A 25414-nucleotide genomic window follows, 5' to 3' on the forward strand; every position below is an offset into this window, starting at 1 on the left:
CCCACCCAAACCCTTCACAACCCCAAGGCCTTCACAACGCGAGCGCTCAACGCCCACCCCCACCTCACCCCGCCCAACTCCCACCCAAGCCCCTCACCCAACGCCCGCCCTCACAACGCGAGCACCCAAAGCCCCTTCCCAGCGCAAGCACCCAATGCCCGCCCTCGCAGCGCAAGCACCCAACGCCCGCCCTCACAGCGTGAGCACCCAAAGCCCCTTCTCAGCGCAAGCACCCAACGCCCGCCCTCGCAGCGTGAGCACCCAGCGCGAGTGCCCAACGCCCACCCTCACAACGCGAGCACTCAGCGCCTGCCCACACAACGCGAGCACTCAGCACCTGCCCTCGCAGCGCGAGCACCCAACGCCTGCCCTCAATGCCCGCCCCCAACCTCGCGCTCAGCAGTTATGCCCAACGGTCGTACCCAACGGTCGTGCCCAACGCTCGCACCTGATGTCTGAGCCCAGCGGTCGTGCCCTACGTCCGCACCCACCGCCTCCGACCAGCAGTCGTGCCCAGCGTCCGCGGCTAGCGGTTTTGCCCAATGCCTGCACCCAGCAGTCGCACCCGGTGCCCGCCCCCCGGATGGTCCGTCTTCCTGGCGCAATCCACTCACCGACTCGGCCACCCACTTCACCGTGGTGCCCCGCCAACCGCGCCCTGACTCGGCGTTCGCCGAACGACCGGGCCGCCCCTATCCGTTGACTCCGCCCAGCGACCTCACCTGACTGTGCGCCAGCCGCCAGCCGCCAGCTCTGCCTAGCGCCAGCCACCCACACATCGGACTTCCGCAGGCAGCGACGCGAAGTCACCTGACTCCGCGTCGCCCGGCCCGCTTCCCAGGCGAGAGCAGCCCCCAGCCGACCCGCCCAGCCGCTGCCCTCGAACCCATCAACCCCGCTTGCCTGCTGACCACCCCAACCGCCGCCCACTCAACCCACCCACCAGCGGCGGCACTACGCCAAACCACGGATTTCCGCATAACTGCGAGAACCACTCGCCACCTGGACTGTGCGACCGCTCCCACGACCCCCTCAATCGATCCACCGGAACAACGCCGCTGTTCCCACAAACCCGCCCTAACACCCCGACCGTCTCGCCAGCCACAACCAACCGCACCCACCCATCCAGCTCGGCGACACGAACCCCAACACCCACCCCACCCTCGCCCGATGCCGTGCAGCAGCCCACACCCGCTGGATTCCTTGCAGCGCAACCACTCCCGACCAACCCAGCCAACCCAACTCAGTCCCGCCCAACTGCCCAGCAGTGGCAACAAGAACCGACCACCGGAGGTCGTCATGAGTCTTGATCGTGTTCGGCTGGCCCGCGCTTACCTCTCGCGCGTGGCGGAGCCGCCCGCGCCCGCCTTGGCCGCCTTCGTCGCCGAGGAAGGTCCCATCCGAGCGGCTGAGCTGGTCAAAGCGGGCAAGGTTCCGCCCAGTGTGGAAGGGCAGACGTCGGCTAGACGGGATGAGGACCGGGCTGCTGACGATCTTCGGCGAGTTGCGGCGATCGGTGGGCGGTTGGTCATTCCGGAGGACGAGGAATGGCCAGAGTGGCCGTTCAACGCGCTCGTCCTCGCCGCCGCGCAGGGGTTGAAGTGCGGGTTGGCGCCACTGGCGTTGTGGGTGCGGGGCGCGGCGAACGTGGCCGAGTTGGCGGAACGGTCGGTCGCGGTCGTCGGTTCCCGTGCGGCCAGCGGGTACGGGCAGCACGTCGCCGCGGAGTTCGGGCACGGGCTGGCGGAGGCGGGCATCGTCGTGGTGTCCGGTGCGGCGTACGGGATCGACGGGTGTGCCCACCGCGGTGCGCTGTCCGCCGATGGTGCGACCGTCGCGGTGCTGGCCTGCGGGGTGGACGTGGCCTACCCGGCGGGGCACGCCGGGCTGATCGCGCGCATTCCCCAGCGCGGCCTGGTGGTCAGCGAGTACCCGCCGACGCACACGCCCGCGCGGCACCGGTTCCTGACGCGCAACCGGCTCATCGCCGCGCTCGGCGACGGCACGGTGGTCGTCGAGGCTGGTCGGCGCAGCGGAGCGAAGAACACGGCGGCCTCCACGTCCGCGCTGGGACGGGTGCTCATGGCGGTGCCGGGACCGGTCACGTCCGCCAGTTCCACCGGTTGCCACGAACTGCTGAGGTCGGGGGAGGCCATCGCGGTCAGCAGCGTCGCCGAGGTGATCGAGTCGACCGGGCGGCTGGGCGTCGACCTGGTCGAGGCGACGCGAACGTCGTCTAGCGCGGTCGGTTCGCCCCAGGGCGACGCGGTTCGGGTGCACGAAGCCCTGGGGCTGACCGGTGGGCACAGCGCCGACGTGATCGCGGTCGAGTCGGGAGTCGCTTTGTCGACAGTTCGCGCCATGCTGCCCGAATTGGAGATGGCGGGCTTGGCCGAGCGGGTCGATTCCGGATGGAAACGCTCTCATGTCCGGGAGGGGCGTGGCGATGCTTGACCAAGGGCCACGGAGGGCGCAGCGTCATGGCCTATGTCCCGGCAGCCGCCCGTTCGGACTCGTCGTGCCCACGCGGGCCGGTCGCGTGGCGAGCCGGCCGAGGACGGCCGCGTGGTCGTGCACACGGTCGAGCGTCACCCGCCTTTGGAGCGCGGTTCGCCGTCGCACACGGTGCGTGTGTATCCGGACGGTGTTATGGATCTGTCGGCGCGCGTGGTCGTGCCCGACACGGCGGGCTCGACCGTCGCCCCTGCCGTGCTTCACTCCTGGCTGGCGGCGTGGTCGGCGGGAAGGGCGCGTCGCACGTCGATGGCACCTCACGCTGCGGCGGCCTGCGCGTTCACCGCCGGGAAGGCCCTCGTCGGCGTGCGTTCGACGGGCGGCGAACCGCCCCGTTCGCGCCGTGGAACGTCCGCCGTGCGGCGGCGGAAGGCCATCCGAGCGACGTCGCCCGGTGCAGATTTTGCAGCGGAGAATGCCGATCCGGTTGCGCTGCGTGACCGCCCCGTGGTGGAGTTGCTCAACGCAACAGGTGTCCGAGCCGCCGATTTGTGCGGTCTCGACCTCGACGCCGTGGACTACTCCCTGAGGGTGATTCGAGTTCTTGGCAAGGGCAGTCGCGAACGCGCCGCGCCGTTCGGCGTTCCGGTCGAACGTGCGGTACGACGTTGGGCGGAACGTGGACGGTCGGTACTGGTCAGCCGCGATGCGTTCAGCGCGCTGCCACCGGGGGTCCGAGACCGTCGAGCAGATGCCCGTACCGCTGGACGGGTTGTTCACGATGTAGTGGGTGTGGCACCCGGTTCCGCCCTGCTCGGGCAGCACCGACTTCGCCGTCCAGCGGCGGCGCACATCTCGGAAGGGGGAGCGGACCTGAGCACAGTCCAAGAACTCCTTGGTCACGCTACGCTCGCTACAACTCAGCTCTGCACACACGTCACTGTCGAACGGCTGAAGGCGATCCATGACCGAACCCACCCCCGTTCCTGACGTCGCAGGGGGAGGTTCGCGGACCGCAACCGTGAACTCCCCTACCGTCGCGCACGTCGGAACCACGTCGGAGGCGCACACCCCGACGGGGACCAACGGTCACCGCATCGACGGTGACCCTCTCCAAAACGGGAGTGCCGTGGCGAACGGCCATGCCGTCATGCTCGCGCCGGCGACGCGCAACGGCTCCCCGCGCCCAGCCCACCCGGCGTCCGAATCGCGCACCGCGGACGACGTCGAAGCCGGGATCATCGCCCTCTGGCAGAAGTACGGGAAGTCGCACGAGCAGGTCGTCCGCGATCGCCTGGTCCTGCACTACGCACCGCTGGTCAAGTACGTCGCCGGTCGAGTCGGCACGGGCCTGCCCGCCCACGTCGACGTCGGCGACCTGATCCAATCCGGCATCTTCGGGCTGGTCGACGCGATCGAGAAGTTCGAGTTCGAGCGCGGCCTGAAGTTCGAGACCTACGCCATGCAGCGCATTCGCGGCGCCATCCTGGACGACCTGCGTTCCCAGGACTGGGTTCCGCGCTCGGTCCGCTCCCGCGCGCGGGACGTGGAACGCGCGCTGGAACGTCTCGGCGCCCAGTTGCAGCGCACCCCGACGGACCGCGAGCTGGCCGTCGAACTCAAGATCGGTCTGGCCGAGCTGCGCGAGCTCTACGCCCAACTTCAGCTCACCAGCGTCGTGGCGCTGGACGAACTGATCGCCGCAGGTCGCGGGGGTACGGGTGCCGGCGCCTCCTTAGCCGAGTCGATCCCCGACAACCACGCCGAAGACCCGGTCGCGACCCTGGTCGACCTGGACAGCCGCCGCCAACTGGCGGACGCCGTAGCCCAACTCGCTGAACGCGATCGAATAGTGGTCACCCTCTACTACTTCGAGAACCTGACCCTCGCCGAGATCGGCAAGGTCCTGGGCGTCACTGAGTCCAGGGTCTGCCAACTGCACACCCGAGCGGTGCTCCGCCTCCGCACCAAGCTCAACGAGCAGTCGGACTGACCTCCACCTCGCTGTGATCGTCGCCGGTCGCCCGTGGCCGGGAGTTCCCCGCTTCCGGCCACGTGTCCAGACCCCACCAGGGCACCGCGACCTCCCGCCGCACACCAGTACCCGCTTGATGCGGCTTCGCCGGGAGGACGACGGGTGCACGCGAAGCACCGTGACGTCCCGCCGCACACCAAGTACCCCTTGAGCGGTGCGGCTTCGTCGGGAGGTCGACGGTTGCGCGGATTCAAGCGCGTCATCACCACCGCCGCACCACGGAATCGATCAGACCGGGTTCAGGCCGGGCACGACTCAAGGCGGATGAAGGGCTGATCGGTCCGGTCCGACTGGTCCAGTCCGGGTCGGTAGGTGCGGTGGGTCCGGTGTTTCTGCTGGCCAGGCGGTCAGGCTTGGCTGGTTCAGTCCGGGTCGGTAGGTGTGGTGGTGCTGGTGCCGGGCCGGGCGGTCCGGTCCGGCTGGCCAGCCCAGCTTGGTAAGTGCGGGGATGCCGGTTTTCCCGCTGGTCAGGTGGGTCCGGTTCAGCCGGTCGGGTGGATCACCGTTGAGGTGCCGGCCCGGTGTCGTCGCGGGTAACAGGCGGACGCGGCCGGGGGCGACGAGTCTGATCGGGTTGACGTAGGCCAGGCCGCGGCGGGCGCCCCAGTGCAGGCAGGCCGGAGGCGGGCAGCCCTCGTGGCCTGCTCGAAGAGTGCCCAGTGGTGCGCCGCGTCCGACCCGGTCGCCCGTGCGGACCGTCGGGGTCACCGGTTCGTACGTGGTCCGCAGGCCGTCGTCGTGGATCACCGACACCACCGGGCGGCCACCCACCTCGCCCGCGAAGAGGACGGTGCCGTCGCCCGCCGCCAGTACCGGCTCGCCCGCTGAACCGCCCAGGTCGACGCCTCGGTGGCCCTGGCCGTACGGGGTGGTGGGCGCGGTGAAGGTGCGGAGGACCGGGTGGGGTGGAGCCAGGGGCCAGGCGTAGTCGCCTCGGCGGGCGTGCGCGGGACCGGGGGGAGCCGCGAGCGCCATGGCCACGGCGATGACCGCGCTCATCAACGACAGGGCAGGCGTCGATGTGGTCAGTGCCTTTCGTCGGGTGGTCAGTGGCGCTGTGACGTGGGTGTGGTGGCGGGGCGGACCTGGTCGCGCAGCCTGCGGTGCCGGGGTGGAGTCTTCGCTGGTCCGGAGTGGTGCGGGCGTGGTGGGCGCGGTGGTCGGGGGCATGGGTTCACGGTCCGGTGCGGTGCGGGTCGACGCCACCGGGAATTTCGGATCTGTGGACAACCAGTCGGCCTGTGGACAACTTGAGGCCCCGGTTCGGACTTCGGGCCTCTTCGGCGTACACTTGTTTCACGCCCCGTCTGCGTACGGGACGACTTCGCGTGCCACTGCTGATCCGATCCCTTTCGAGTGTGGTCGAGTCACGGCGTCCGGCGGTCCCAAAGGTCAATTTTCTTCGGGTCTGGGCGGCGGCAGGGCACTAGGGCGGCGCGCCATCCCGGCTCGCCGCGACAACCGGAACACGCGCGCCGGCCGGTCCGGTGCGCCTGATCGAAAAGGTGCGAACCCGGCTATGGCCGTCGTCACCATGAAGCAGCTGCTCGACAGCGGCGTGCACTTCGGGCACCAGACCCGCCGTTGGAACCCGAAGATGAAGCGCTACATCTTCACCGAGCGCAACGGCATCTACATCATCGACCTCCAGCAGACGCTGACCTACATCGACCGGGCGTACGAGTTCGTCCGCGAGACGGTCGCGCACGGCGGGTCGATCCTGTTCATCGGCACCAAGAAGCAGGCGCAGGAAGCGATCGCCAGCGAGGCGCTCCGCGTCGGCATGCCGTACGTGAACCAGCGTTGGCTGGGCGGCATGCTCACCAACTTCTCGACGGTGCACAAGCGTCTCCAGCGCCTCAAGGAGCTGGAGTCGATGGAGCAGACCGGCGGTTTCCAGGGTTTCACCAAGAAGGAAATCCTGATGATGAACCGTGAGAAGGACAAGCTGTCCCGCACCCTGGGCGGCATTCGCGACATGGCCAAGGTGCCCTCCGCGGTGTGGATCGTCGACACCAAGAAGGAGCACATCGCCGTCGGCGAGGCGCGCAAGCTGCACATCCCGATCGTCGCGATCCTGGACACGAACTGCGACCCGGACGAGGTCGACTTCCCGATTCCGGGCAACGACGACGCGATCCGTTCCGCGGCGCTGCTGACCAAGGTCGTCGCCGAGGCGGCCGCCGCCGGTCTGATGGCCCGCTCGGGTGCGCGCAACAACGCGGCCGACGGTGACGACAAGCCGGAGCCCGGCATCGACGAGCCGCTGGCCGAGTGGGAGCAGGAGCTGCTGACCAGCACCACCCCCGAGGCCGCGGAGGCCACCCCGGCCGCCGAGACCGCCGAGGCGCCTGCCGAGCAGCCCGTCCAGTCCTGATCCCGCGGCACGCCACGTCCGCCGCACGGCGGACGTGGCGTGTTCAGCACCAACTCGCGCGTAACCCACGTCGGCCCCGCCGACATCGGACCGCAGAAGGAACGGAAATCGCACGATGGCGAACTACACCGCCGCTGATGTGAAGCGCCTCCGCGAGCTCACGGCCGCAGGCATGATGGACTGCAAGAAGGCTCTTGAGGAGTCGGACGGCGACTTCGAGAAGGCTGTCGAGATCCTGCGCATCAAGGGTGCGAAGGACGTCGGCAAGCGCGCGGAGCGCACCACCTCGAACGGCCTGGTCATCGCCGAGGACGGCATCATGATCGAGCTGCGCTGCGAGACCGACTTCGTCGCCAAGAACGCCGACTTCCAGGAGCTGGCCTCCCGGATCGTCGCCGTCGCGAAGGCCGTGCGCCCCGCCGACGTCGACGCCCTCAAGGCCGCCGAGCTCGACGGCAAGACCGTCGACGCCGTCGTGCAGGAGTTCTCCGCGAAGATCGGCGAGAAGCTGGAGCTCGCGAAGGTGGCCGTGTTCGACGGCACCGTCACGGTCTACCTGCACCGCCGTGCCGCGGACCTGCCCCCGGCCGTCGGCGTCGTCGTCGAGTACACCGGCGACAACGAGGAAGCCGCCCGCGGCGCCGCGATGCAGATCGCGGCCATGCGGCCGAAGTTCGTGACGCGCGACGAGGTCCCCGCGGAGCTGGTCGCCAACGAGCGTCGCATCGCCGAGGAGACCGCTCGCGAGGAGGGCAAGCCGGAAGCGGCCCTGTCCAAGATCGTCGACGGTCGCGTGAACGGCTTCTTCAAGGACGTCGTGCTGCTCGAGCAGGCTTCCGTCGTGGAGTCGAAGAAGACCGTCAAGGCAGTGCTGGACGAGGCCGGAGTGGCGGTTACCCGCTTTGCCCGGTTCGAGGTCGGCCAGGCCTGATTCGCGTGAGGGCGGGGTTGCAGCGCATCGCAACCCCGCCTTCGCCGTGTCCAGACTTCCAGCGCCGCGAGGAGGACCCGTGAGCGAAGACGTTGATGGTTACAAGCGCGTGATGCTCAAGCTCGGTGGGGAGATGTTCGGCGGAGGTGACGTCGGGGTCGATCCCGACGTGGTCACCGTCGTCGCCCGCCAGATCGCGGCCGTTGTCGGAACCGGCGCCCAGGTCGCCGTCGTGATCGGCGGGGGCAACTTCTTCCGCGGCGCCGAACTCCAGCAGCGCGGCATGGACCGCAGCCGCGCCGACTACATGGGCATGCTGGGCACCGTCATGAACTGCCTGGCGTTGCAGGACTTCCTGGAGCGCGAGCACGGCATCGACACGAGGGTCCAGACGTCCATCACGATGGGCCAGGTCGCCGAGTCCTACATCCCGCGACGTGCCATGCGGCACCTCGAGAAGGGCCGCGTCGTGATCTTCGGCGGCGGCGCGGGCATGCCCTACTTCTCCACCGACACGACGGCCGCGCAGCGCGCGCTGGAGATCGGCTGCGAGATCGTGCTCATGGCGAAGGCGGTGGACGGCATCTACACCGCCGACCCCAAGATCGACCCGGACGCCCTGATGTTCGACAACATCACGCACCGCGAGGTCCTGGAGCGCGGGCTCAACGTCGCGGACTCCACGGCCTTCAGCCTGTGCATGGACAACAACATGCCCATCATGGTGTTCAACCTCCTCACCGAGGGGAACATCGCGCGGGCGGTGCGTGGTGAGAAGATCGGAACATTGGTGAGCACCCCCGGTGGTCGCCCGTCCTTCTAGACCCGCTGGGAACACCCGGCTCGCACTAAGGAGTAGCCGTGATCGACGAGACCCTCCTCGACGCCGAGGAGAAGATGGAAAAGGCCGTGGCCGTGGCGAAGGACGACCTCGCGGCCGTGCGCACGGGGCGCGCCTCGCCCTCCATGTTCTCGCGCATCGTCGTGGACTACTACGGTTCGCCGACACCGCTGAACCAGTTGGCGAGCATCGCGATCCCCGAGGCGCGGATGGCGGTCGTCAAGCCCTACGACGCGAGCCAGCTCAACGCCGTCGAGAAGGCCATCCGCGACTCCGACCTCGGCGTCAACCCGAGCAACGACGGGTCGATCATCCGCGTCGTCATCCCGCAGCTCTCCGAGGAGCGCCGCAAGGAGATGGTGAAGGTCGCGAAGACCAAGGGCGAGGACGCCAAGATCACCATGCGCAACATTCGCCGCAAGGCGAAGGAGGAGATCGAGCGCATGGTGAAGGACGGTGACACCGGCGAGGACGAGGGCACTCGCGGTGAGAAGGAACTCGAGTCGGTGACGCAGCGGTACGTGCACCAGATCGACGAGCTCGTGAAGCACAAGGAAGCCGAGCTGCTCGAAGTCTGATGGTGACGTGGGAGTCGTGATAGGAGCACAGCAGGTGCCAGGCGGTGGTGAGCAGGACGCGCAGGCGCCGTCCGGCAGCGCGGACGGCGAGCGGAAGCCGTCACGGGCGGGACGTGATCTGCGGTCGGCCATCCTGGTCGGTGTCGGGCTGGGTGCCCTGGTCCTCGTCTCCCTGTTCACGATGCGGCAGGTGTTCATCGCCATCGTGGCGGCGGCGGTCGCGGTGTCGATCTTCGAGTTGGCCCGTGCGCTCAAGGCGAGCGCGGGCATCCAGGTCGCCCTGGTGCCCGTGCTCGTCGGCGGCCAGGCGATCGTCTGGCTGGCCTGGCCGTACGAGCGCGGCGGCGTGCTCAGCGCGTTCGTGGTCACCATGCTGGTGTGCCTGGTCTGGCGCCTGAAGGACGGTGCGGACGGCTACCTGCGGGACGTGACGGCGTCGATCTTCACGCTCGCGTACGTCGCCGTGTTCGCGGCGTTCGCGGTGATGCTGGTCGTGCCGGACGACGGCGCCTTCCGGGTGATCGCCTTCATCCTCGGCGTGGTCCTGTCGGACACCGGCGGGTACATCGCGGGCGTCCTGTTCGGCAAGCACCCCATGGCTCCCACCATCAGCCCGAAGAAGTCCTGGGAGGGCTTCGCCGGGTCGATCGTCGCGGGCATGGTCGGCGGCGCGCTCACGGTGAGCCTGCTGCTCGACGGCCAGTGGTGGCAGGGCGTGCTGTTCGGCGCGGCACTGGTGGTCAGCTCCACCACCGGCGACCTGATCGAGTCGCTCATCAAGCGCGACCTCGGCATCAAGGACATGGGCACGCTCCTGCCCGGCCACGGCGGACTGATGGACCGGATGGACTCGCTGCTGCCGTCGGCCGTGGTGTCCTGGCTGCTCCTGCACCTGTTCGTGCCGTAGCCGCTCAGTCGTCGTACGGGTCGTCCACGTTCGCGCCGCGTTCGTCGTCGGACAGCGGCACCGCGCGGGACGGGTCGATCACCGAGAACGTCGACCCCGTGTGGTCCCGCACCTCGGTGACGCGGCCGTACGGCGTGTCGTACGGCTCGACCGCGACCTCCCCGCCCAGTTCGAGCACCCGGTTCGCGACCGAGTCCGCGCCGATCTCCGGCGACGCCGTCAGGTAGACCATCCAGTGCGCGGGCACGGTCGGCGGGAACGAGCGGCGCCCCATCCGCTGCCTGCCGAGCACGCTCTCGCCCTCCACGGACCACACGGTGTAGTCGACGACGTGGCCGTCGCCGATCTGCATCACGTCGAAGTGGCACAGCTCCCGGAAGAACGCGTCCGCGGTGGCCCCGTCGCGCGTGTTCAGCTCCGCCCACGCGTACGCCCCGTGCCCCGTCGTGCCGAACCGCCAGTTCGGCGGCACGTGCCGGAACCCGATCACCCCGCCCGTCGGGTCGCCGATCACGGTCGTCTGCGTGTGGTCGGCCTCCACGCTCGGGTTGCGCAGCACCAGCCCGCCGAGCGCGAACACCTTCTCGGCCGTCGCGCGGGCGTGCCTGGTGTGCAGGAACAGCGTCCAGTTCGTGTACTGCTGCGGCAGCGCGCGGGTCACCGGCATGCCCGCGACGGGCACACCGTCGAGGGTGGCGACCGCGTAACCCCGGTCGTCGGTGTACCGCCACCCGAACAAGCCGGTGTAGAAGTCCTTCGCGGCGGCGAGGTCCGTGACGGGCAGTTCCAGCCAGCAGGGCGCGCCCGCGTGCAGGGCCGCCAGGGCGGGGGAGTTCGGCGCGATGGACACGGACGCCTCCTCGGAGCACTGTCCTGATCACGGTACGCCGAGGTCGACTGGAATAGCACCGCCAAACGACCGGCGCACTCTATTGTCGTGGGGTGAAGGGTTTCGTGCGCGCGGCCTTGGCCGCTGTCCGGCCCGCCGACGTGCTCCCGAGCCCGAACATCTGGCACTGGCCCGACGTGTACGAGGTCGAGAACCGGGCCCAGGACGTCGACGGCGACCTGTGGCGCGCGCTGCGCGAGGACTGCGACTGGGCCGGGCTGGACGTGGTCGACGTCGGCTGCGGCGACGGCTTCCACCTGCCGGTGTTCGCCGCGACCGCGCGCTCGGTCACGGGCGTCGAGCCGTACGCGCCGCTGGTCAAGCGCGCCAAGGCCCGCGTGGCCGACCTCGCGAACGCCTCCGTGCACGCCGGTCCCGCGCAACGGCTGCCGCTCCCGGACCGCAGCGCGGACCTCGTGCACGCCCGCACGGCGTACTTCTTCGGCCCCGGCTGCGAACCGGGGATGCGCGAGGCGGACCGCGTGCTGCGCCCCGGCGGCGCGCTGGCGGTCGTGGACCTCGACGGCGCCGCGTCGCCGTACGGGCCGTGGCTGTGCGCCGACGAACCCCGCTACGACCCCGCCGTGGTGGCGAAGTTCTTCGCGGACAGCGGTTTCAGCGCTCGGCACGTCACGGCGCGGTGGGAGTTCGAGCGCCGGGAGGACCTGGAGTCGGTGCTGCGCATCGAGTTCTCCGCGAAGGTGGCGCAGCGGGCCATCGACGAGACACCGGGGCTGTCGTTCCCCGTCGGGTACCGGCTGCACGTGCGCCGCAAGCCGACCGGGCTCGTTCTGCCCTAGCCGTGCAGCGGATCGCCGTCCCCGTCTCGTCATGGTGGGGGAGGGCGAATGGAGTTCATCGAGTACGTCAGGACGCGCGGTCCCGCTCTGCAGCGCCTCGGCTACCTGTTGGCGGGGGATGCCCACCTCGGCGAGGACCTGGTGCAGACAGCGCTGATGAAGGCCTACCGGCGGTGGTCGCGCCTGCGCGAGCCGGACGCGTACGTGCGCCGCACCATGGTGAACGCACATCTGGACTGGCGGAGGCGGCGGTCGGCGGCCGAGACCCCCGCCGAGGCCGCGGTGGTCGAGCGGGGTGCCGCTTCGGTGGCCGACCACTCCGACGGCGTCGCCGCGCAGGCCGAGATGTGGCAGGCGCTGGGGGAACTGCCGCGCAAGCAGCGCGCGGTGCTGGTGCTGCGGTTCTACGAGGACCTCGACGACGCCGCCATCGGTGCGTTGCTGGGCTGCGCCGAGAGCACCGTGCGGTCGCAGGCGTCCCGCGCGCTGGGGACGTTGAGAGTCGGTTGGACGCGGACGAGGGGAGCGGTCAGGTGAGCGTCGAAGAGGAGCTGCGGGACACGTTGGCCGAGCGCGCGCGCCACGCGTCCGCGGTGGACGGGTTGGCCGAAACCGTGGTGCGCCGGGTTCGGCGCGGACGGCAGCGGGCGAGCGTCGCGGGCGCGGCGCTCGTCGTGGGGGCGGGGCTGGTGGGGGGCGCGGTGGTGAGCGGGACCGGCGGCGTGCGGACGGCCACGTCGACCTCGGCGGCCCCGTCGTCGGGAGCACCGGCGTCGAACACGGCCGTGCCCGCGTTGGTCGGGCGGTGGGAACCGGTGTCCATCACCGGGTTCGACCTGTCGGGCGCCGATCGCGGCTCGGACACGCGGGCACCGGCGGTCGAGTTCGGCCGCGACGGCACCGGGAGCGTGGCGGACGGCTGCAACTCGGCGTCGTTGGCGTACCGGGTCGAGCCCGGCGGTGGGTTCTCCGCGTGGCTCGGCCCCTCCACGGTCGTCCGCTGCTCGAACGTGCCCAACGACCGGGTGCTGGACGAGGCCGTGCGGATCGGGATCAGCGGCGAGCTGCTGACCTTCTACGACGGGGCGGGAGGTGAACTCGGCCGGTACGCCAGGAAGGCCGGACAACCGTAGGATCGCGTTTCGTGGAGAACCGGAACGCGAACAGGATCGGACGCCCCGTCGGCGTCATCGGGCTCGGCTGCTGGCAGCTCGGGGGCGACTGGGGGCAGGTGGAGGAGGGTGACGGCATCGCCCTCCTCCACGCCGCCGCCGACGCGGGTGTGACCTTCTTCGACACCGCCGACGTGTACGGCGACGGTCGCAGCGAGAAGCTGGTCGGCCAGTTCCTGCGGGAACGCGCCGACTCGGACGTCTTCGTCGCGACGAAGATGGGTCGCCGCGTCGAGCAGGTGCCGGAGAACTACACCCGCGAGAACTTCCTCGCCTGGAACGACCGGTCGCGGGCGAACCTGGGCGTGGACACGATCGACCTCGTGCAGCTGCACTGCCCGCCGACGCCGGTGTACTCGACCGACGAGGTGTTCGACAGCCTCGACGAGCTGGTGGGGGCCAAGCGGATCGCCGCCTACGGCGTGAGCGTCGAGACGGTCGAGGAGGCGCTGCTGGCCATCGCGCGGCCGAACGTGGTGAGCGTGCAGATCATCCTGAACGCCTTCCGCCTCAAGCCGCTGGAGCGGGTGCTCCCGGCGGCGGCCGAGGCCGGGGTGGGGATCATCGCGCGGGTGCCGCTGGCGTCCGGCCTGCTGTCGGGGCGGTACACCGCCGCGACGACGTTCGGCGAGGACGACCACCGCACGTACAACCGCCACGGTGAGGCGTTCGACCAGGGTGAGACGTTCTCCGGCGTGCCGTTCGAGGTGGGCCTGGAGGCCGTCGAGCGGCTGCGCCCGCTGGTACCCGCGGGCGCGACGCTCGCCCAGTTCGCGCTGCGCTGGATCGTGGACCAGCCGGGTGTCACCGTCGTGATCCCCGGCGCGCGCAACGCCGAGCAGGCTCGCGGCAACGTCGCGGCGGCCGACCTCGCGCCCCTCACCCCCGAGGCGCTGGCCGAGGTCGCGGCCGTCTACGACGAACTGGTGCGGCCGCACGTGCACGACCGCTGGTAGTCACTCCGAAGGGCTGTCGGTGTCCTCTTCGACGTCCAGCTCGCCCAGGATCGCGTAGATCTTGCGACGGGCCTCGTTGAGGACCTCGACGGCCCTGCCCTTCTGCTCCCTGGTGCCCGCGTGCGCCATCTGCTGCATCGCGGACCCGAGGTGCCGCGACGCCGTGAGGAGCTTCGCGGACACGACGTCGACCTCGTCGTTGACCTGTTCCCACGGGGTCGCGCCCTCGCTCTTGGCCGCCTCGGCCGTGCCCGCCTCGGTGAGCGTGAACAGCTTCTTGCCGCCCGCTTCCTCGGTGGACGTGACCAGGCCCTCGTCGGCCAGCATCTGGAGCGTCGGGTAGACCGAGCCGGGGCTCGGCCGCCACACGCCGTCGGTGCGCTGGCCCAGTTCCTGGATCATCTCGTAGCCGTGCATCGGCCTCTCGGCCAGCAGCGCCAGCAGTGCCGCGCGGACGTTGCCGCGCCGCTGCCTGCCGCCGTGGTGCGGCCCGCCGCGCCTGCCGCCGCCACGGCCCCACGGGGGGCCAGGGGGGAAGGGCACCTCGGCGTCGGGCGGGAACGGGGGCCGCGGCGGACCCGCGAAGCCGCCGCCGAAGCCGCGGCGCGGGTCGTCGAACCCGCCGGAACGGTGGTGCCGGTGACCGTGGTGGTCGTGGTTGAAGGGGTTTCGCATCGGACTGCTCCTCGCACTGGTATCGGTAGGTACGAGCTAACGATATATCGGAACGTATCGCGATGCAACGACGACTGTCGGAAGAGTGGTCGGGAGCACCCACCGGGCCGTGGGACACTGGTAGGTGCTATGACTGCCCTCCCCCTCGTCTTCGACGCACCCAAGCGCGGCCTTCCCCCGCGCCACCTGGCCGACCTCTCCGCCGAAGGGCGTCGAGAAGCCGTCGCCGCGCTGGGCGAAAAGCCCTTCCGGGCCGCGCAGCTGTCGAACCACTACTTCGGCAGGCTGACGGTCGACCCGGCCGCCATGACCGACATCCCGGCCGCCACGCGCGAAGCGCTGGTCGCGGACCTGATGCCGCCGCTGTTCACCGAGATCCGGTCGGTGGCCTGCGACGACGGCACGACCCGCAAGACGCTGCTGAAGGCGCACGACGGCACGCTCGTCGAGAGCGTCCTCATGCGCTACCCGGACCGCGCCACCCTGTGCATCTCCAGCCAGGCGGGCTGCGGCATGGCGTGCCCGTTCTGCGCCACAGGCCAGGGCGGTCTCCAGCGCAACCTGTCGACGGCGGAGATCGTCGACCAGGTCCGCCGCGGCGCCGCCGCCATGCGCGACGGCGAGCTGCCCGGTGGTCCGGGCAGGCTGTCGAACATCGTCTTCATGGGCATGGGCGAGCCGCTCGCCAACTACAAGCGCGTGATCGAAGCCGTGCACCGCATCTGCGACCCCGCGCCGGACGGCCTCGGGATCTCGCAGCGGTCCGTCACCGTGTCGACCGTCGGCCTCGTGCCCGCGATCAAGCGCATGACGGAGGAGGGCCTGCACGTCCGGCTCGCGGTGTCGCTGCACACGCCGGACGACGAGCTGCGCGACACGCTGGTGCCGGTCAACACCCGGTGGAAGGTGTCCGAGGTCATGGAGGCCGCGCGCGGGTACGCGGACAAGACCGGCCGCCGCGTGTCCATCGAGTACGCGCTGATCCGCGACATCAACGACCAGGGCTGGCGCGCGGACATGCTGGGCAAGCTGCTCCGCAAGCACCTGGGCCCGCTGGTGCACGTGAACCTGATCCCGCTGAACCCGACTCCGGGGTCGAAGTGGGACGCGTCCCCGAAGCCGGTCGAGCGGGAGTTCGTGCGCCGGGTCGAGGCGCAGGGCGTGACGTGCACGGTGCGCGACACCCGAGGTCAGGAGATCGCGGCGGCGTGCGGGCAGTTGGCGGCGGAGGGCTGACTCCGCGCCGTGCGGCCCTCGTCCGGGCCGGCTACGCGGTGGACGTCCACGCACGCGACGACGGGCGACGTGGTTGGCGGGCCGGAACGCCTGCTGCTGCGCGGGTGCGGGTCAACTGACCCGTGGTGGTGTGCGCAACAGTGCCCACCGGGTGGAACAGGTGCTGGAAATCCGCGAAAAGACCTGTTCAGCGCACGGGGACCGTGTCCGCCGCGATCGTCACGTCGTAGTCGGCGCGCGCCGACTGGATCAGGTCGATGTGGTGCTCCGACCAGTCGCGCAGGGCCCTGAGCGGCTCGACCAGGCTCCGGCCCAGCGGCGTCAGCTCGTACTCGACCCGCAGCGGAACGGTGGGGTACACCGTTCGGGTGATCAATCCGTCGCGGGTCAGCGTGCGCAGCGTCTGGGTGAGCATCTTCTGCGTGATGCCCTCGACCTTGCGGCGCACCTCGCCGAACCGCTGCGGCCCGTCCTCCAGCGCGCCGATCGCGAGCGCGGTCCACTTGCTCGCGACCATGTCCAGCACTTCCCGGCACGGGCACTGCTTGAGGTAGACGTCGCGGGTGGTGGGGGTGCAGGGTGTGTCCACCTCAAAGTTGTACCACGTCAGCCCTGGTTTCCCAGAGGTACCTAGGGCAGAAGAAGGTGCCTGGTTGCGTGTGGGTACCGGGTGTCTGACGATGGGTGCATGAAAGCGATCACGCAGCAGACGGTCGGTGGCCCGGAGGTCTTGGTCCTCTCGGAGGTCGACCGGCCGAGCCCGCTCCCGACCGAGGTCCTCGTCCAGGTGCACGCCGCCGGCGTCAACCCCGTCGACTGGAAGACCCGCGCGGGCGGAGGGATGTCGGGTGTCCTCGGCGCCCCGCCGTTCATCCTCGGCTGGGACGTGTCCGGCGTCGTCGAGGAGGTCGGGTTCGGCGTCACGACGCTCAAGCCCGGCGACGAGGTGTACGGCATGCCGTGGTTCCCGCGCGCGGCGTCCGCCTACGCGGAGTACGTGACCGCCCCCTCGCGCCAGTTCGCGCTCAAGCCCGCGAGCCTGTCGCACGTCGAGGCGGCGGCCCTCCCGCTGGCCGTGCTCACGGCGTGGCAGGCGCTGGTGGACACGGCGCACGTCGAGGCGGGCCAGCGGGTGCTCGTGCACGCCGCGGCCGGTGGGGTGGGGCACCTGGCGGTGCAGATCGCGAAGGCCAGGGGCGCGCACGTGATCGGGACGGCGAGCGCCGGGAAGCACGGGTTCCTGAGGTCCATCGGGGCCGACGAGGTCGTGGACTACCGGACGACCAGGTTCGAGGACGTCGTGTCCGACGTCGACGTCGTCCTGGACCTGGTCGGCGGTGACAACGCGATCCGGTCGGTCCGGACCCTGCGGCGCGGAGGTCTGCTGGTGGCCGTTCCCAGCGGGCTGCTGGAGGGCGTCGCCGAGGCGGCGGAGGAGGCCGGGGTGCGGTCCACGCCGTTCCTCGTCGAGCCGGACGGCGCCGCGCTGACCGAGATCGCCGCGCTGGTGGACGCCGGGAGGATCCGCGTCGAGATCGAGGCCGTGCTGCCGCTCGCCGACGCGGGCAAGGCGCACGAGCTGGGGGAGACCGGACGCAGCACCGGGAAGATCGTGCTGTCCGTGGCCGGGTGAGCGGGGACGGGCCGCTCCGGCCCGTCCCACCGGACCGCTAGCGGCGCCAGGACGTGCGGCTGCGCACCTGGTCGCGGACCAGCATGGCGATCATGCTGACACCGATGATCACCAGGAACAGGTCCTCGGTGCGGCCGTGGTGGTTGCCGATGAGGAGGCCGAAGACGCCGACGGTCGAGGCCCAGCCCGCGACGCGGACGGCCTTCGGGAAGGACCCGTGCCAACCCCACTCGGCGGACGGCTCGTCGTGGACGTCGACAGCCGGACGCTTGTCCAGCTCCGTAGACGAAGACACAGCAGCCACGACCTTCCTGATCCGGTGGTACGGGAAGATTTTCGCACACGGGGGCGGGCCGGGCCGGGGGTGGTGCCCGGTGTGACCGGGGTCGCCCCGCCACCGGGTGACCGGTCAACTTTCGTCGTGCGGCGAAGCGACGAACGAGCGCCGACAGATCGGGGCCGGTCTCGTAGTTTGGGGGTGTGACTACCGTCGTGCAGCGGTTCCTGCCCGAGTTCACCGGGGTTCGCCAGTGGCCGGTCGCCTACCTGCGCGACGCCGTCGACCGGGTTCGGCGGGTGACGCCGTGGCGGGTCGGCAGCGAGGTCCTCGGGCTCGCCTTCGTGCTGGTGCTCGACCTGCTGCCCGGCTGGCTGAGCGACGAGCACCCCTCCGGGTGGACGCTGGTGGGGCTCACGCTGCTGTTCGCCGCCCTGTACGCGCTGCGGCTGGCCTTCCCGGCGCTGACGCTGCTGATCACGCTGCTGGTGGTGTTCGGCACCGACATCGGCGGCGTCGCGCTGATGGTCGTGGTGGCCTACTCGGCGGGCCACCGGATCACGTCGTGGCAGCGGGCGCTGCTGACCGCCGTGCTCGGGCTCGCGCTGCACATGCTCCAGTGGGAGGGCGGTGTCCCCGGCCTCAGCGGGTTCTTCGGGTCGTTCGTGATGCTGACCGTCTACGGCATGGTGGTCGCGCTGCCGTTCCTGGTGGGGCGGTACATCTCGCAGCGCAACGCCCTCGTCGCCGCGCTCCAGGAGCGCGAGGAGCGGATGCGCCGGGAACGGGCGATGCTGACCAGGCAGGTCCGGCTGCGGGAGCGGAACCGGATCGCGCAGGACATGCACGACAGCCTGGGGCACCGGCTGAGCCTGATCTCGGTGCACGCCGGGGCGCTCGCCCTCGACGGCGAACTGGGGGAGAGGCAGCGGGAGGCCGTGCAGGTCCTGCGCAGCGCCGCGCTGACCGGCATGGAGGAGCTGCGCGGGGTCATCGGCGTGCTGCGGCGCGACGACCCGCCGGAGGAGGACCTGGCGCGGCGGACCGTCGAGGCGATCGACGAGCTGGTCGACGGTGCCCGGCGGGCCGGGGTGCGGGTCAGCCTGGTGCGCGGCGGGGTCGCCTGCCCGCTGCCGTCCAAGGTGAGCCACGCCGCCTACCGGGTGGCGCAGGAGGGGCTCACCAACGCCAACAAGCACGCGCCGGGGGCGAGCGTGCAGGTGACGGTGAAGTACGAGCCGGACGCGCTGGTGGTGGAGGTGCGCAACAACCCGCCGCGGCCGGGGGTCGTCGACGGCGGTCCCGGTGTGGGGCTGATCGGCCTGGGGGAGCGGGTGCGGGTGGCCGGCGGCCTGCTGCACGTGGGACCGCTGCCCGCCGGTGGGTTCCGGATCGCCGCCGTGCTGCCGTACGAGGACACCACCGTCGCCGAGGAGCCGGACGACAGCCACGAGGTGCTGGTGGCCGAGGCCTCGATGGCGCGGTCCGGCGTGCGGAAGTGGGCCGGGGTCGGGTCGATCGTCGCGGCGGGCCTGGTGGTGCTGGTCGTCGTCGGCGGCTACACCTGGATCGGCCTCCAGCCCGTGACGAACGTGGTGCAGAGGTCGTTCTACGACTCGGTGTACACCGGCCAGCCGGAGGCCGAGGTGCGGGCGCACCTCCAGAGCGGGGGCTCGTCCGCGGCGGTCGGGGACCTGCGCGACAGGTCGGCCCCCGAGCCGCCGGGTTCCACGTGCGAATACCGTCTGTCGGACCAGCAGACCTACACCTCCGGCGGTCAGCTCGTCCTGCGGTTCTGCTTCGCGGACGGCAGGGTCGTCGAGAAGAACTCCCACATGCAGAGGATCTGAGTGAGCGTGATCCGGGTCTTGATCGCCGACGACGAACCGCTGATGAGGGCGGGCATCAAGGCCATCCTGGGCACCGCGGCCGACATCGAGCTGGTCGCCGAGGCGGGCGACGGGCGAGAGGCGGTCCGGATCGCCCTGGAGCGGCGCGTCGACGTGGCCGTGCTGGACATCCGGATGCCGAGGATGGACGGGCTGGCCGCCGCCCGCGAGCTGAAGTCGGTGGCCCCGTCGGTGCGGGTGGTGATGCTGACCACGTTCGGTGAGGACGACAACATCGTCCGGGCCCTGTCCGAGGGGGCCGCCGGGTTCCTGCTGAAGGACTCCGCGCCGGAGGAGCTGCTCAGGGCCGTCCGAGCGGTCCACGCGGGCGAGGCCTACCTGTCACCCATGGTGACCAGCCGGGTCGTCGGGATGGTGGCCCACGCCGGGCAGCCTCGGCGGCAGGAGGCCAAGCGGCAGGTCGAGGGGCTCACCGAGCGCGAGGTCGAGGTGCTGGCGCTGCTGGGCCTCGGGATGTCGAACGCCGACGTCGGGCAGCGGCTGCACATGAGCGAGGCGACGGTGAAGACCTACGTGAGCAGGCTGCTCGCGAAGCTCGGGCTGACCAACCGGGTGCAGGCCGCGCTGCTGGCCAGGGACGCCGGACTGGCGGGCTGACGCGCGACGAGGGCCGCCCCCGGTGGGGACGGCCCTCGTCGCGGGACTGGGTCAGGCGTGTGCGCGCCGACCGGTGACCAGCCGGTAGATGCCCAGCAGCACCAGCGAGCCGAGGATGGCCAGCAGCCACGTGCTCAGGTCGAAGAAGTTGTTGATGTCGCTGTTGAACAGCGCGCGGCCGATGAAGCCACCGAGGATGGCGCCGACGATGCCGATCAGCATCGTGACGATGATGCCGCCGGGGTCCTTGCCCGGCATGATCGCCTTGGCGATGGCACCCGCGATAAGACCCAGGACGATCCAGCCCAAGATGCCCACGGGGGCTCTCCTTCCAGCGTGGCCGCGACGGGCTTGTCCCCCGCGGCGTTCGGGGATGGAATGCCCTGGTTCTGATCGCCCTACGCCTGATTTATCATTCTGTGACCTGAGTACCGCCATGCGGTCCATCAGGTCGCTTCCGGGACAATGGACGGTGATGGACTCCTCCGCGCAAGCTCCACGACCGGCGTCGCAGCTCACCACGGCCGCACGCTCGGTGCTCCTCCTCGGGTCGACCGGCTCGGTCGGCACCCAGGCCCTCGACGTCATCGCCGCGAACCGCGACCGGTTCACCGTCGCGGGCATCGCCGCCGGCGGGGCCGACCCCGCCGCGCTGGCCCGCCAGGCGGTCGAGTTCGGCGTCGGCGCGGTCGCCGTGACGCGCGCCACGGCCGCGGAGGACGTGACGCTCGCCCTCTACGCCGAGGCCCAGCGCCGCGGCTACAGCAGGGGCGGGTTCCGGATGCCGCGCGTCTTCGCCGGGCCGTCCGCCGTGCTCGACCTCATCGACTCGACGCCCGCCGACGTGGTGCTCAACGCCATCACCGGGTCGCGCGGCCTGGAGCCGACGCTGCGGGCGCTGGACACCGGCGCGCTGCTGGCGCTGGCGAACAAGGAGTCGCTGATCGCGGGCGGCCCGCTCGTGCTCAACGCCGCCAAGCCGGGGCAGCTCGTCTCCGTCGACTCCGAGCACTCCGCGCTCGCGCAGTGCCTGCGCGGCGGCCGGACCGACGAGGTGGACCGGCTGGTCCTGACCGCGTCCGGCGGCCCGTTCCGCGGTCGCACCCGCGCCGAGCTGGCGAGCGTGACCGCGGCGGAGGCGATGGCGCACCCGACGTGGGCGATGGGCCCGGTGATCACCATCAACTCGGCCACCCTGATCAACAAGGGGCTGGAGCTGATCGAGGCGCACCTGCTGTTCGGCATCCCCTACGACCGGATCGACGTGGTCGTGCACCCGCAGTCGGTCGTGCACTCCATGGTCGCCTTCACCGACGGCTCCACGCTCGCGCAGGCCAGCCCGCCGGACATGAAGCTGCCGATCGCGCTCGGCCTCGGCTGGCCGGACCGCGTCCCCGGCGCCGCACGGCGGTGTAGCTTCGAAGTGGCGACGGCGTGGACGTTCGAACCGCTGGACGGCGACACCTTCCCCGCGGTCGAGCTGGCCCGCCACGCGGGGTCGACGGGCGGCTGCCTGCCCGCCGTCTACAACGCGGCGAACGAGGAGGCCGTCGACGTCTTCCTCGGTGGCAACACGGCTTTCACCTCCATCGTGGACACTGTCTCGCGAGTGCTCGCCGAGGCGGACGGATGGGCGCACGAGCCCGCCGACGTCGCCGAGGTGCTGGCGGCCGAGGACTGGGCGCGCGCGCGAGCACGGGAACTCGTGGCCACTTCGGTGGAGTCTGGAAGGGACTGAACGTGGTCGTCAACATCCTGGGCATCGTGCTGTTCGCGCTGCTCATCGGCGTCTCCATCGCCTTGCACGAGTTCGGCCACCTGCTGACCGCCAAGGCGTTCGGCATGAAGGTGACCCGCTACTTCATCGGGTTCGGGCCGAAGATCTGGTCGTTCCGCAAGGGCGAGACCGAGTACGGCCTGAAGGCGATCCCCGCAGGCGGGTTCTGCGAGATCACCGGCATGACCGCGCTGGAGGAGGTGCACCCCGACGACGCCCCCCGCGCCTTCTACAAGCAGAAGACCTGGAAGCGCGTGGTGGTGCTCTCGGCGGGCTCGATCACCCACTTCATCGTGGGTTTCGTCGTGCTCTACGCGATGGCCGCGACCATGGGCCTGCCCAACCTGAAGAACGAGCCGATCATCGCGTCGATCAGCGACTGCGTGCAGAGCGGCGCCACGGACGCGGCGTGCGCCCCCGGCGCCCCGGCCCCCGCGAAGAGCGCGGGCATCCGGCCGGACGACCAGATCGTCGCCGTCGCGGGCGAGGCCACGCCGACGTGGCAGGACCTGCTGGCGAAGACCCAGCAGCGCGGCGGCCCGACCGAGTTCACCGTCCTGCGCGACGGCCAGGAGCTCAAGGTCACGATGGACGTCCCGAAGGTCACCCGCGAGTACCGGAAGGCCGACGGCTCCACGGAGACGCGCGAGGTCGGCGCGATCGGCGTCGCCTGGCGGTCCAACTTCGAGTACAACCCGATCACCGCGATCGGCGGTGCCACCGCGTTCACCGGCACGATGTTCGAGAACACCTGGAAGGGCCTGCTCAAGTTCCCGGAGAAGATCCCGGCCGTGGTCAAGGCCATCGGCGGCGGGGAGCGCGACCTGGAGTCCCCGGTGAGCGTCGTCGGGGCCAGCAGGCTCGGCGGTGACGCGGCCGAGCAGGGCCTCTGGCAGTTCTTCCTGCTGATGCTCGCGGGCCTGAACTTCTTCGTCGGTGTTTTCAACCTCCTGCCGCTACTTCCACTCGATGGTGGGCACATCGCGGTCAACCTCTACGAGCGGGTGCGAGACTGGCTCCGCAAGCTCCGCGGCAAGCCCGCGGGCGGGCCCGTGAACTACATGCGGCTCCTCCCGCTCACCTACTTCGTCATCTTCATCGGTGGCGGCATCACGCTGTTGACCGTGACCGCCGACCTCGTCAACCCCATCAGACTTCCCCAGTGAGAGGTGCTATTCCATGAGTGACGGCGTCATGCTCGGTATGCCGGCATTGCCGCCGCCGGTGTTGTCCGATCGTCGAAAGACCCGGCAGCTCATGGTGGGCTCGGTAGGCGTCGGCAGCGAGTTCCCGGTGTCGGTGCAGTCGATGACCACGACCCTGACCTCGGACGTCAACGCGACGCTCCAGCAGATCGCGGAGCTGACCGCGTCCGGCTGCGACATCGTCCGCGTCGCCTGCCCCTCGCAGGACGACGCGGACGCGCTGCCCGCCATCGCCAGGAAGTCGCAGATCCCGGTCATCGCGGACATCCACTTCCAGCCGAAGTACGTCTTCGCGGCCATCGAGGCGGGCTGTGCGGCCGTTCGGGTGAACCCCGGCAACATCCGCAAGTTCGACGACCAGGTCAAGGAGATCGCGGCCGCCGCGAAGGACCACGGCACGCCGATCCGCATCGGCGTCAACGCGGGGTCGCTCGACCCGCGCCTCATGGCCAAGCACGGCAAGGCCACGCCCGAGGCGCTGGCCGAGTCGGCGCTGTGGGAGGCGTCGCTGTTCGCCGAGCACGACTTCCACGACATCAAGATCTCGGTCAAGCACAACGACCCGGTCGTCATGATCCGCGCGTACGAGATCCTCGCTGAGCAGTGCGACTACCCGCTGCACCTCGGCGTCACGGAAGCCGGTCCCGCGTTCCAGGGCACGATCAAGTCCGCCGTCGCGTTCGGCGCGCTGCTCCGCCAGGGGATCGGCGACACCATCCGCGTGTCCCTCTCGGCCCCTCCGGTGGAGGAGGTCAAGGTGGGCATCCAGATCCTCCAGTCGCTCAACCTGCGCCCGCGCAAGCTGGAGATCGTGTCCTGCCCGTCCTGCGGTCGCGCCCAGGTCGACGTCTACACGTTGGCCGAGCAGGTGACCGCAGGCCTGGAGGGCATGGAGGTCCCGCTGCGCGTGGCCGTCATGGGTTGCGTCGTGAACGGTCCCGGCGAGGCCCGCGAGGCCGACCTGGGTGTCGCCTCCGGCAACGGCAAGGGCCAGATCTTCGTGAAGGGGAAGGTCATCAAGACCGTTCCCGAGCACCAGATCGTGGAGACCCTGATCGAGGAGGCCATGCGCCTCGCGGAGGACATGGAGCCCGTCGAGGGCTCGGTGCCCGCGGTCAGCGTGAGCTGACCGGAACAGCTCCACCGGGAATCGGTCACGCGCACGGTCGCGTGGCCGATTTCTTTTTCGCATTCTCGATCGATGAATCGAGCGTTCGTCCGACGTCGGCGAAAAACCCGGTCGACCAGCCAGGGGACACGACCGGGGGCGAGCGCGATCCACCGTCCATCTGGCAGGCTGGGAGACGTGCTCAGGTTGGCCGGTGCGCGGCTGTTGGACGGACGGGACTTGCCCGAAGTGCTCGGGTTGCTGGAGGCCGATCCCGTGGCCTCGTGCATGGTCGCCGCGCGGGTCGAGGTGGCGGGCCTCGACCCGTGGCGCCTCGGCGGCGAGGTGTGGGCCTGCGACCACCGGGCGCTCCGGGGCGGCCGGGTCGACGGCCTCTGCTTCGCGGGCCCCAACCTCATCCCCCTGAAGGGCAACCCGTCCGCGCTGCGCAGCTTCGCGGACCGCGCCAGGCGCCGGGGCCGCATGTGCTCCTCGCTGGTGGGCCCGGCCGAGCAGGTGCTGGGGCTGTGGCAGGAGTTGCAGCCGGACTGGGGTCCCGCGCGCGAGGTCCGCGACGACCAGCCGCTCATGGCGCTGGGCAAGGCCGCCGACGTCGCCCCCGACCCGCTGGTGCGCCCGGTCCGGCCGGAGGAGCTGGACCGCTACCTCCCCGCGGCCATCGCCATGTTCATCGAGGAGGTCGGCGTCGACCCCTGCGCCGAGGACGGCGGCGCGGGATACCGGGCCAGGGTCTCCGAGCTGATCGCGGGCGGGCGGGCGTTCGCCAGGTTCGAGAACGGCGAGGTCGTCTTCAAGGCCGAGATCGGTGCCCTGTCCAGCAAGGTCGGCCAGATCCAGGGCGTGTGGGTCCGCCCGGACCGCCGTGGCCACGGCATCGGAACGGCGGGCACCGCCACGGTCGCCGACCGGCTGGTCCGGGGCCTCGGCCGCACCGCCAGCCTCTACGTCAACGGGTACAACGAGGTCGCCAGGTCGGCCTACCAGCGGATCGGGTTCACCCAGGTCGGTCAGTACGCGACGGTGCTGTTCTGAGGC

The 25414-nt window shown here is 70.6% G+C and carries 26 protein-coding genes; 20 read left to right on the top strand and 6 right to left on the bottom strand.

Going from position 1 to position 25414, the window contains the following annotated elements; all coding sequences use genetic code 11:
- The first annotated feature begins 1344 nt into the window (after positions 1-1344).
- The 3 genes from dprA (at position 1345) to VFZ92_RS39320 (ending at position 4447) form a co-directional block, all read left to right on the top strand.
- On the top strand, positions 1345-2454 hold the full coding sequence (dprA, locus tag VFZ92_RS39310; RefSeq protein WP_330882677.1) for a DNA-processing protein DprA: 1110 nt from the start codon (positions 1345-1347) through the stop codon (positions 2452-2454).
- Between the two features lie 309 nt (positions 2455-2763).
- On the top strand, positions 2764-3444 hold the full coding sequence (locus tag VFZ92_RS39315) for a tyrosine-type recombinase/integrase (RefSeq protein WP_330882772.1): 681 nt from the start codon (positions 2764-2766) through the stop codon (positions 3442-3444).
- Between the two features lie 160 nt (positions 3445-3604).
- Positions 3605-4447, top strand: a complete 843-nt coding sequence (locus VFZ92_RS39320) for a FliA/WhiG family RNA polymerase sigma factor (RefSeq protein ID WP_330882679.1) — start codon at positions 3605-3607, stop codon at positions 4445-4447.
- 297 nt (positions 4448-4744) lie between these two features.
- Here the strand turns inward: VFZ92_RS39320 and VFZ92_RS39325 are convergent, their stop codons facing one another.
- Entirely contained in the window at positions 4745-5659 is a 915-nt protein-coding gene (locus VFZ92_RS39325) for a M23 family metallopeptidase (RefSeq protein WP_330882681.1), read from the bottom strand.
- 349 nt (positions 5660-6008) lie between these two features.
- Here VFZ92_RS39325 and rpsB point away from each other — a divergent pair, with 349 nt between their 5' ends.
- From rpsB to VFZ92_RS39350, 5 genes are all read left to right on the top strand, one after another.
- The gene (gene rpsB, locus VFZ92_RS39330; protein WP_259628078.1) at positions 6009-6866 is read left to right on the top strand and encodes a 30S ribosomal protein S2; all 858 of its coding nucleotides are present in this window, start codon (positions 6009-6011) and stop codon (positions 6864-6866) included.
- 115 nt (positions 6867-6981) lie between these two features.
- Positions 6982-7797: a translation elongation factor Ts gene (gene tsf, locus VFZ92_RS39335; protein WP_330882683.1), complete on the top strand. Its 816-nt coding sequence runs from the start codon at positions 6982-6984 to the stop codon at positions 7795-7797.
- 112 nt (positions 7798-7909) lie between these two features.
- Positions 7910-8620 carry a UMP kinase gene (gene pyrH, locus VFZ92_RS39340; protein WP_259628168.1) on the top strand — a complete coding sequence of 237 codons (711 nt, stop codon included), beginning with the start codon at positions 7910-7912 and terminating at the stop codon, positions 8618-8620.
- Between the two features lie 38 nt (positions 8621-8658).
- Positions 8659-9216 carry a ribosome recycling factor gene (frr, locus tag VFZ92_RS39345; protein ID WP_330882685.1) on the top strand — a complete coding sequence of 186 codons (558 nt, stop codon included), beginning with the start codon at positions 8659-8661 and terminating at the stop codon, positions 9214-9216.
- A gap of 34 nt (positions 9217-9250) precedes the next feature.
- Positions 9251-10123, top strand: coding sequence for a phosphatidate cytidylyltransferase (locus VFZ92_RS39350; protein ID WP_330882687.1), 873 nt, complete (start codon positions 9251-9253; stop codon positions 10121-10123).
- A gap of 4 nt (positions 10124-10127) precedes the next feature.
- Here VFZ92_RS39350 and VFZ92_RS39355 read toward each other — a convergent pair whose 3' ends face one another.
- Positions 10128-10973, bottom strand: a complete 846-nt coding sequence (locus VFZ92_RS39355; RefSeq protein ID WP_330882690.1) for a VOC family protein — start codon at positions 10971-10973, stop codon at positions 10128-10130.
- A gap of 92 nt (positions 10974-11065) precedes the next feature.
- On the opposite strand from VFZ92_RS39355, the gene VFZ92_RS39360 reads away from it, so the two are divergent.
- The 4 genes from VFZ92_RS39360 to VFZ92_RS39375 are packed head-to-tail and all read left to right on the top strand — an operon-like array spanning position 11066 to position 13940.
- Positions 11066-11812, top strand: a complete 747-nt coding sequence (locus tag VFZ92_RS39360; protein ID WP_330882692.1) for a class I SAM-dependent methyltransferase — start codon at positions 11066-11068, stop codon at positions 11810-11812.
- A 48-nt stretch (positions 11813-11860) separates the two neighbouring features.
- Complete coding sequence (locus VFZ92_RS39365; RefSeq protein WP_330882695.1) at positions 11861-12349, top strand: SigE family RNA polymerase sigma factor; 489 nt, start codon at positions 11861-11863, stop codon at positions 12347-12349.
- Positions 12346-12945, top strand: coding sequence for a hypothetical protein (locus VFZ92_RS39370; RefSeq protein ID WP_330882697.1), 600 nt, complete (start codon positions 12346-12348; stop codon positions 12943-12945). Before VFZ92_RS39365 ends, VFZ92_RS39370 begins: the two co-directional genes overlap by 4 nt.
- Positions 12946-12956: 11 nt before the next feature.
- A complete protein-coding gene (locus VFZ92_RS39375; RefSeq protein WP_330882700.1) occupies positions 12957-13940 on the top strand; it encodes an aldo/keto reductase in 984 nt (327 codons plus the stop codon).
- Here the strand turns inward: VFZ92_RS39375 and VFZ92_RS39380 are convergent, their stop codons facing one another.
- The gene (locus VFZ92_RS39380; protein ID WP_330882702.1) at positions 13941-14615 is read right to left on the bottom strand and encodes a PadR family transcriptional regulator; all 675 of its coding nucleotides are present in this window, start codon (positions 14613-14615) and stop codon (positions 13941-13943) included.
- 129 nt (positions 14616-14744) lie between these two features.
- On the opposite strand from VFZ92_RS39380, the gene rlmN reads away from it, so the two are divergent.
- Entirely contained in the window at positions 14745-15851 is a 1107-nt protein-coding gene (rlmN, locus tag VFZ92_RS39385; protein ID WP_330882704.1) for a 23S rRNA (adenine(2503)-C(2))-methyltransferase RlmN, read from the top strand.
- Positions 15852-16038: 187 nt separating this feature from the next.
- On the opposite strand, the gene VFZ92_RS39390 is transcribed toward rlmN, so the two are convergent.
- Positions 16039-16368: a helix-turn-helix domain-containing protein gene (locus VFZ92_RS39390; protein ID WP_330882776.1), complete on the bottom strand. Its 330-nt coding sequence runs from the start codon at positions 16366-16368 to the stop codon at positions 16039-16041.
- Between the two features lie 171 nt (positions 16369-16539).
- On the opposite strand from VFZ92_RS39390, the gene VFZ92_RS39395 reads away from it, so the two are divergent.
- Positions 16540-17484, top strand: coding sequence for an NADP-dependent oxidoreductase (locus tag VFZ92_RS39395; protein ID WP_330882706.1), 945 nt, complete (start codon positions 16540-16542; stop codon positions 17482-17484).
- 37 nt (positions 17485-17521) lie between these two features.
- Here the strand turns inward: VFZ92_RS39395 and VFZ92_RS39400 are convergent, their stop codons facing one another.
- Positions 17522-17779 carry a DUF2631 domain-containing protein gene (locus VFZ92_RS39400; RefSeq protein WP_330882708.1) on the bottom strand — a complete coding sequence of 86 codons (258 nt, stop codon included), beginning with the start codon at positions 17777-17779 and terminating at the stop codon, positions 17522-17524.
- Between the two features lie 185 nt (positions 17780-17964).
- Here VFZ92_RS39400 and VFZ92_RS39405 point away from each other — a divergent pair, with 185 nt between their 5' ends.
- The gene (locus VFZ92_RS39405; RefSeq protein WP_330882710.1) at positions 17965-19611 is read left to right on the top strand and encodes a sensor histidine kinase; all 1647 of its coding nucleotides are present in this window, start codon (positions 17965-17967) and stop codon (positions 19609-19611) included.
- A 6-nt stretch (positions 19612-19617) separates the two neighbouring features.
- Positions 19618-20268, top strand: coding sequence for a response regulator transcription factor (locus VFZ92_RS39410; protein ID WP_330882712.1), 651 nt, complete (start codon positions 19618-19620; stop codon positions 20266-20268).
- A 51-nt stretch (positions 20269-20319) separates the two neighbouring features.
- On the opposite strand, the gene VFZ92_RS39415 is transcribed toward VFZ92_RS39410, so the two are convergent.
- Positions 20320-20586, bottom strand: coding sequence for a GlsB/YeaQ/YmgE family stress response membrane protein (locus VFZ92_RS39415; RefSeq protein ID WP_259628091.1), 267 nt, complete (start codon positions 20584-20586; stop codon positions 20320-20322).
- 157 nt (positions 20587-20743) lie between these two features.
- Between VFZ92_RS39415 and dxr the strand changes: the two genes are divergently transcribed.
- The 4 genes from dxr to VFZ92_RS39435 all read left to right on the top strand — a co-directional run bounded on the left by dxr (position 20744) and on the right by VFZ92_RS39435 (position 25411).
- The gene (gene dxr / locus VFZ92_RS39420) at positions 20744-22006 is read left to right on the top strand and encodes a 1-deoxy-D-xylulose-5-phosphate reductoisomerase (RefSeq protein ID WP_330882714.1); all 1263 of its coding nucleotides are present in this window, start codon (positions 20744-20746) and stop codon (positions 22004-22006) included.
- A gap of 2 nt (positions 22007-22008) precedes the next feature.
- A complete protein-coding gene (locus tag VFZ92_RS39425; protein WP_330882716.1) occupies positions 22009-23211 on the top strand; it encodes a site-2 protease family protein in 1203 nt (400 codons plus the stop codon).
- A 13-nt stretch (positions 23212-23224) separates the two neighbouring features.
- Positions 23225-24379: a flavodoxin-dependent (E)-4-hydroxy-3-methylbut-2-enyl-diphosphate synthase gene (gene ispG / locus VFZ92_RS39430; protein WP_330882718.1), complete on the top strand. Its 1155-nt coding sequence runs from the start codon at positions 23225-23227 to the stop codon at positions 24377-24379.
- Between the two features lie 177 nt (positions 24380-24556).
- The gene (locus VFZ92_RS39435) at positions 24557-25411 is read left to right on the top strand and encodes a GNAT family N-acetyltransferase (protein ID WP_330882720.1); all 855 of its coding nucleotides are present in this window, start codon (positions 24557-24559) and stop codon (positions 25409-25411) included.
- Positions 25412-25414 lie beyond the last annotated feature (3 nt).

The organism is Umezawaea sp. (genome assembly GCF_036375055.1).
Classification (GTDB): domain Bacteria; phylum Actinomycetota; class Actinomycetes; order Mycobacteriales; family Pseudonocardiaceae; genus Umezawaea.

Bases quoted from the DNA above. Each gene is read 5' to 3' on its own strand.
- VFZ92_RS39380 (WP_330882702.1), bottom strand. From the start codon at position 14,615: ATGCGAAACCCCTTCAACCACGACCACCACGGTCACCGGCACCACCGT.
- VFZ92_RS39315 (WP_330882772.1), top strand. From the start codon at position 2,764: ATGGCACCTCACGCTGCGGCGGCCTGCGCGTTCACCGCCGGGAAGGCC.
- rpsB (WP_259628078.1), top strand. From the start codon at position 6,009: ATGGCCGTCGTCACCATGAAGCAGCTGCTCGACAGCGGCGTGCACTTC.
- pyrH (WP_259628168.1), top strand. From the start codon at position 7,910: ATGCTCAAGCTCGGTGGGGAGATGTTCGGCGGAGGTGACGTCGGGGTC.
- tsf (WP_330882683.1), top strand. From the start codon at position 6,982: ATGGCGAACTACACCGCCGCTGATGTGAAGCGCCTCCGCGAGCTCACG.
- VFZ92_RS39325 (WP_330882681.1), bottom strand. From the start codon at position 5,659: ATGCCCCCGACCACCGCGCCCACCACGCCCGCACCACTCCGGACCAGC.
- VFZ92_RS39320 (WP_330882679.1), top strand. From the start codon at position 3,605: ATGCTCGCGCCGGCGACGCGCAACGGCTCCCCGCGCCCAGCCCACCCG.
- dxr (WP_330882714.1), top strand. From the start codon at position 20,744: ATGGACTCCTCCGCGCAAGCTCCACGACCGGCGTCGCAGCTCACCACG.
- VFZ92_RS39365 (WP_330882695.1), top strand. From the start codon at position 11,861: ATGGAGTTCATCGAGTACGTCAGGACGCGCGGTCCCGCTCTGCAGCGC.
- rlmN (WP_330882704.1), top strand. From the start codon at position 14,745: ATGACTGCCCTCCCCCTCGTCTTCGACGCACCCAAGCGCGGCCTTCCC.
- VFZ92_RS39395 (WP_330882706.1), top strand. From the start codon at position 16,540: ATGAAAGCGATCACGCAGCAGACGGTCGGTGGCCCGGAGGTCTTGGTC.
- VFZ92_RS39390 (WP_330882776.1), bottom strand. From the start codon at position 16,368: ATGGTCGCGAGCAAGTGGACCGCGCTCGCGATCGGCGCGCTGGAGGAC.
- ispG (WP_330882718.1), top strand. From the start codon at position 23,225: ATGAGTGACGGCGTCATGCTCGGTATGCCGGCATTGCCGCCGCCGGTG.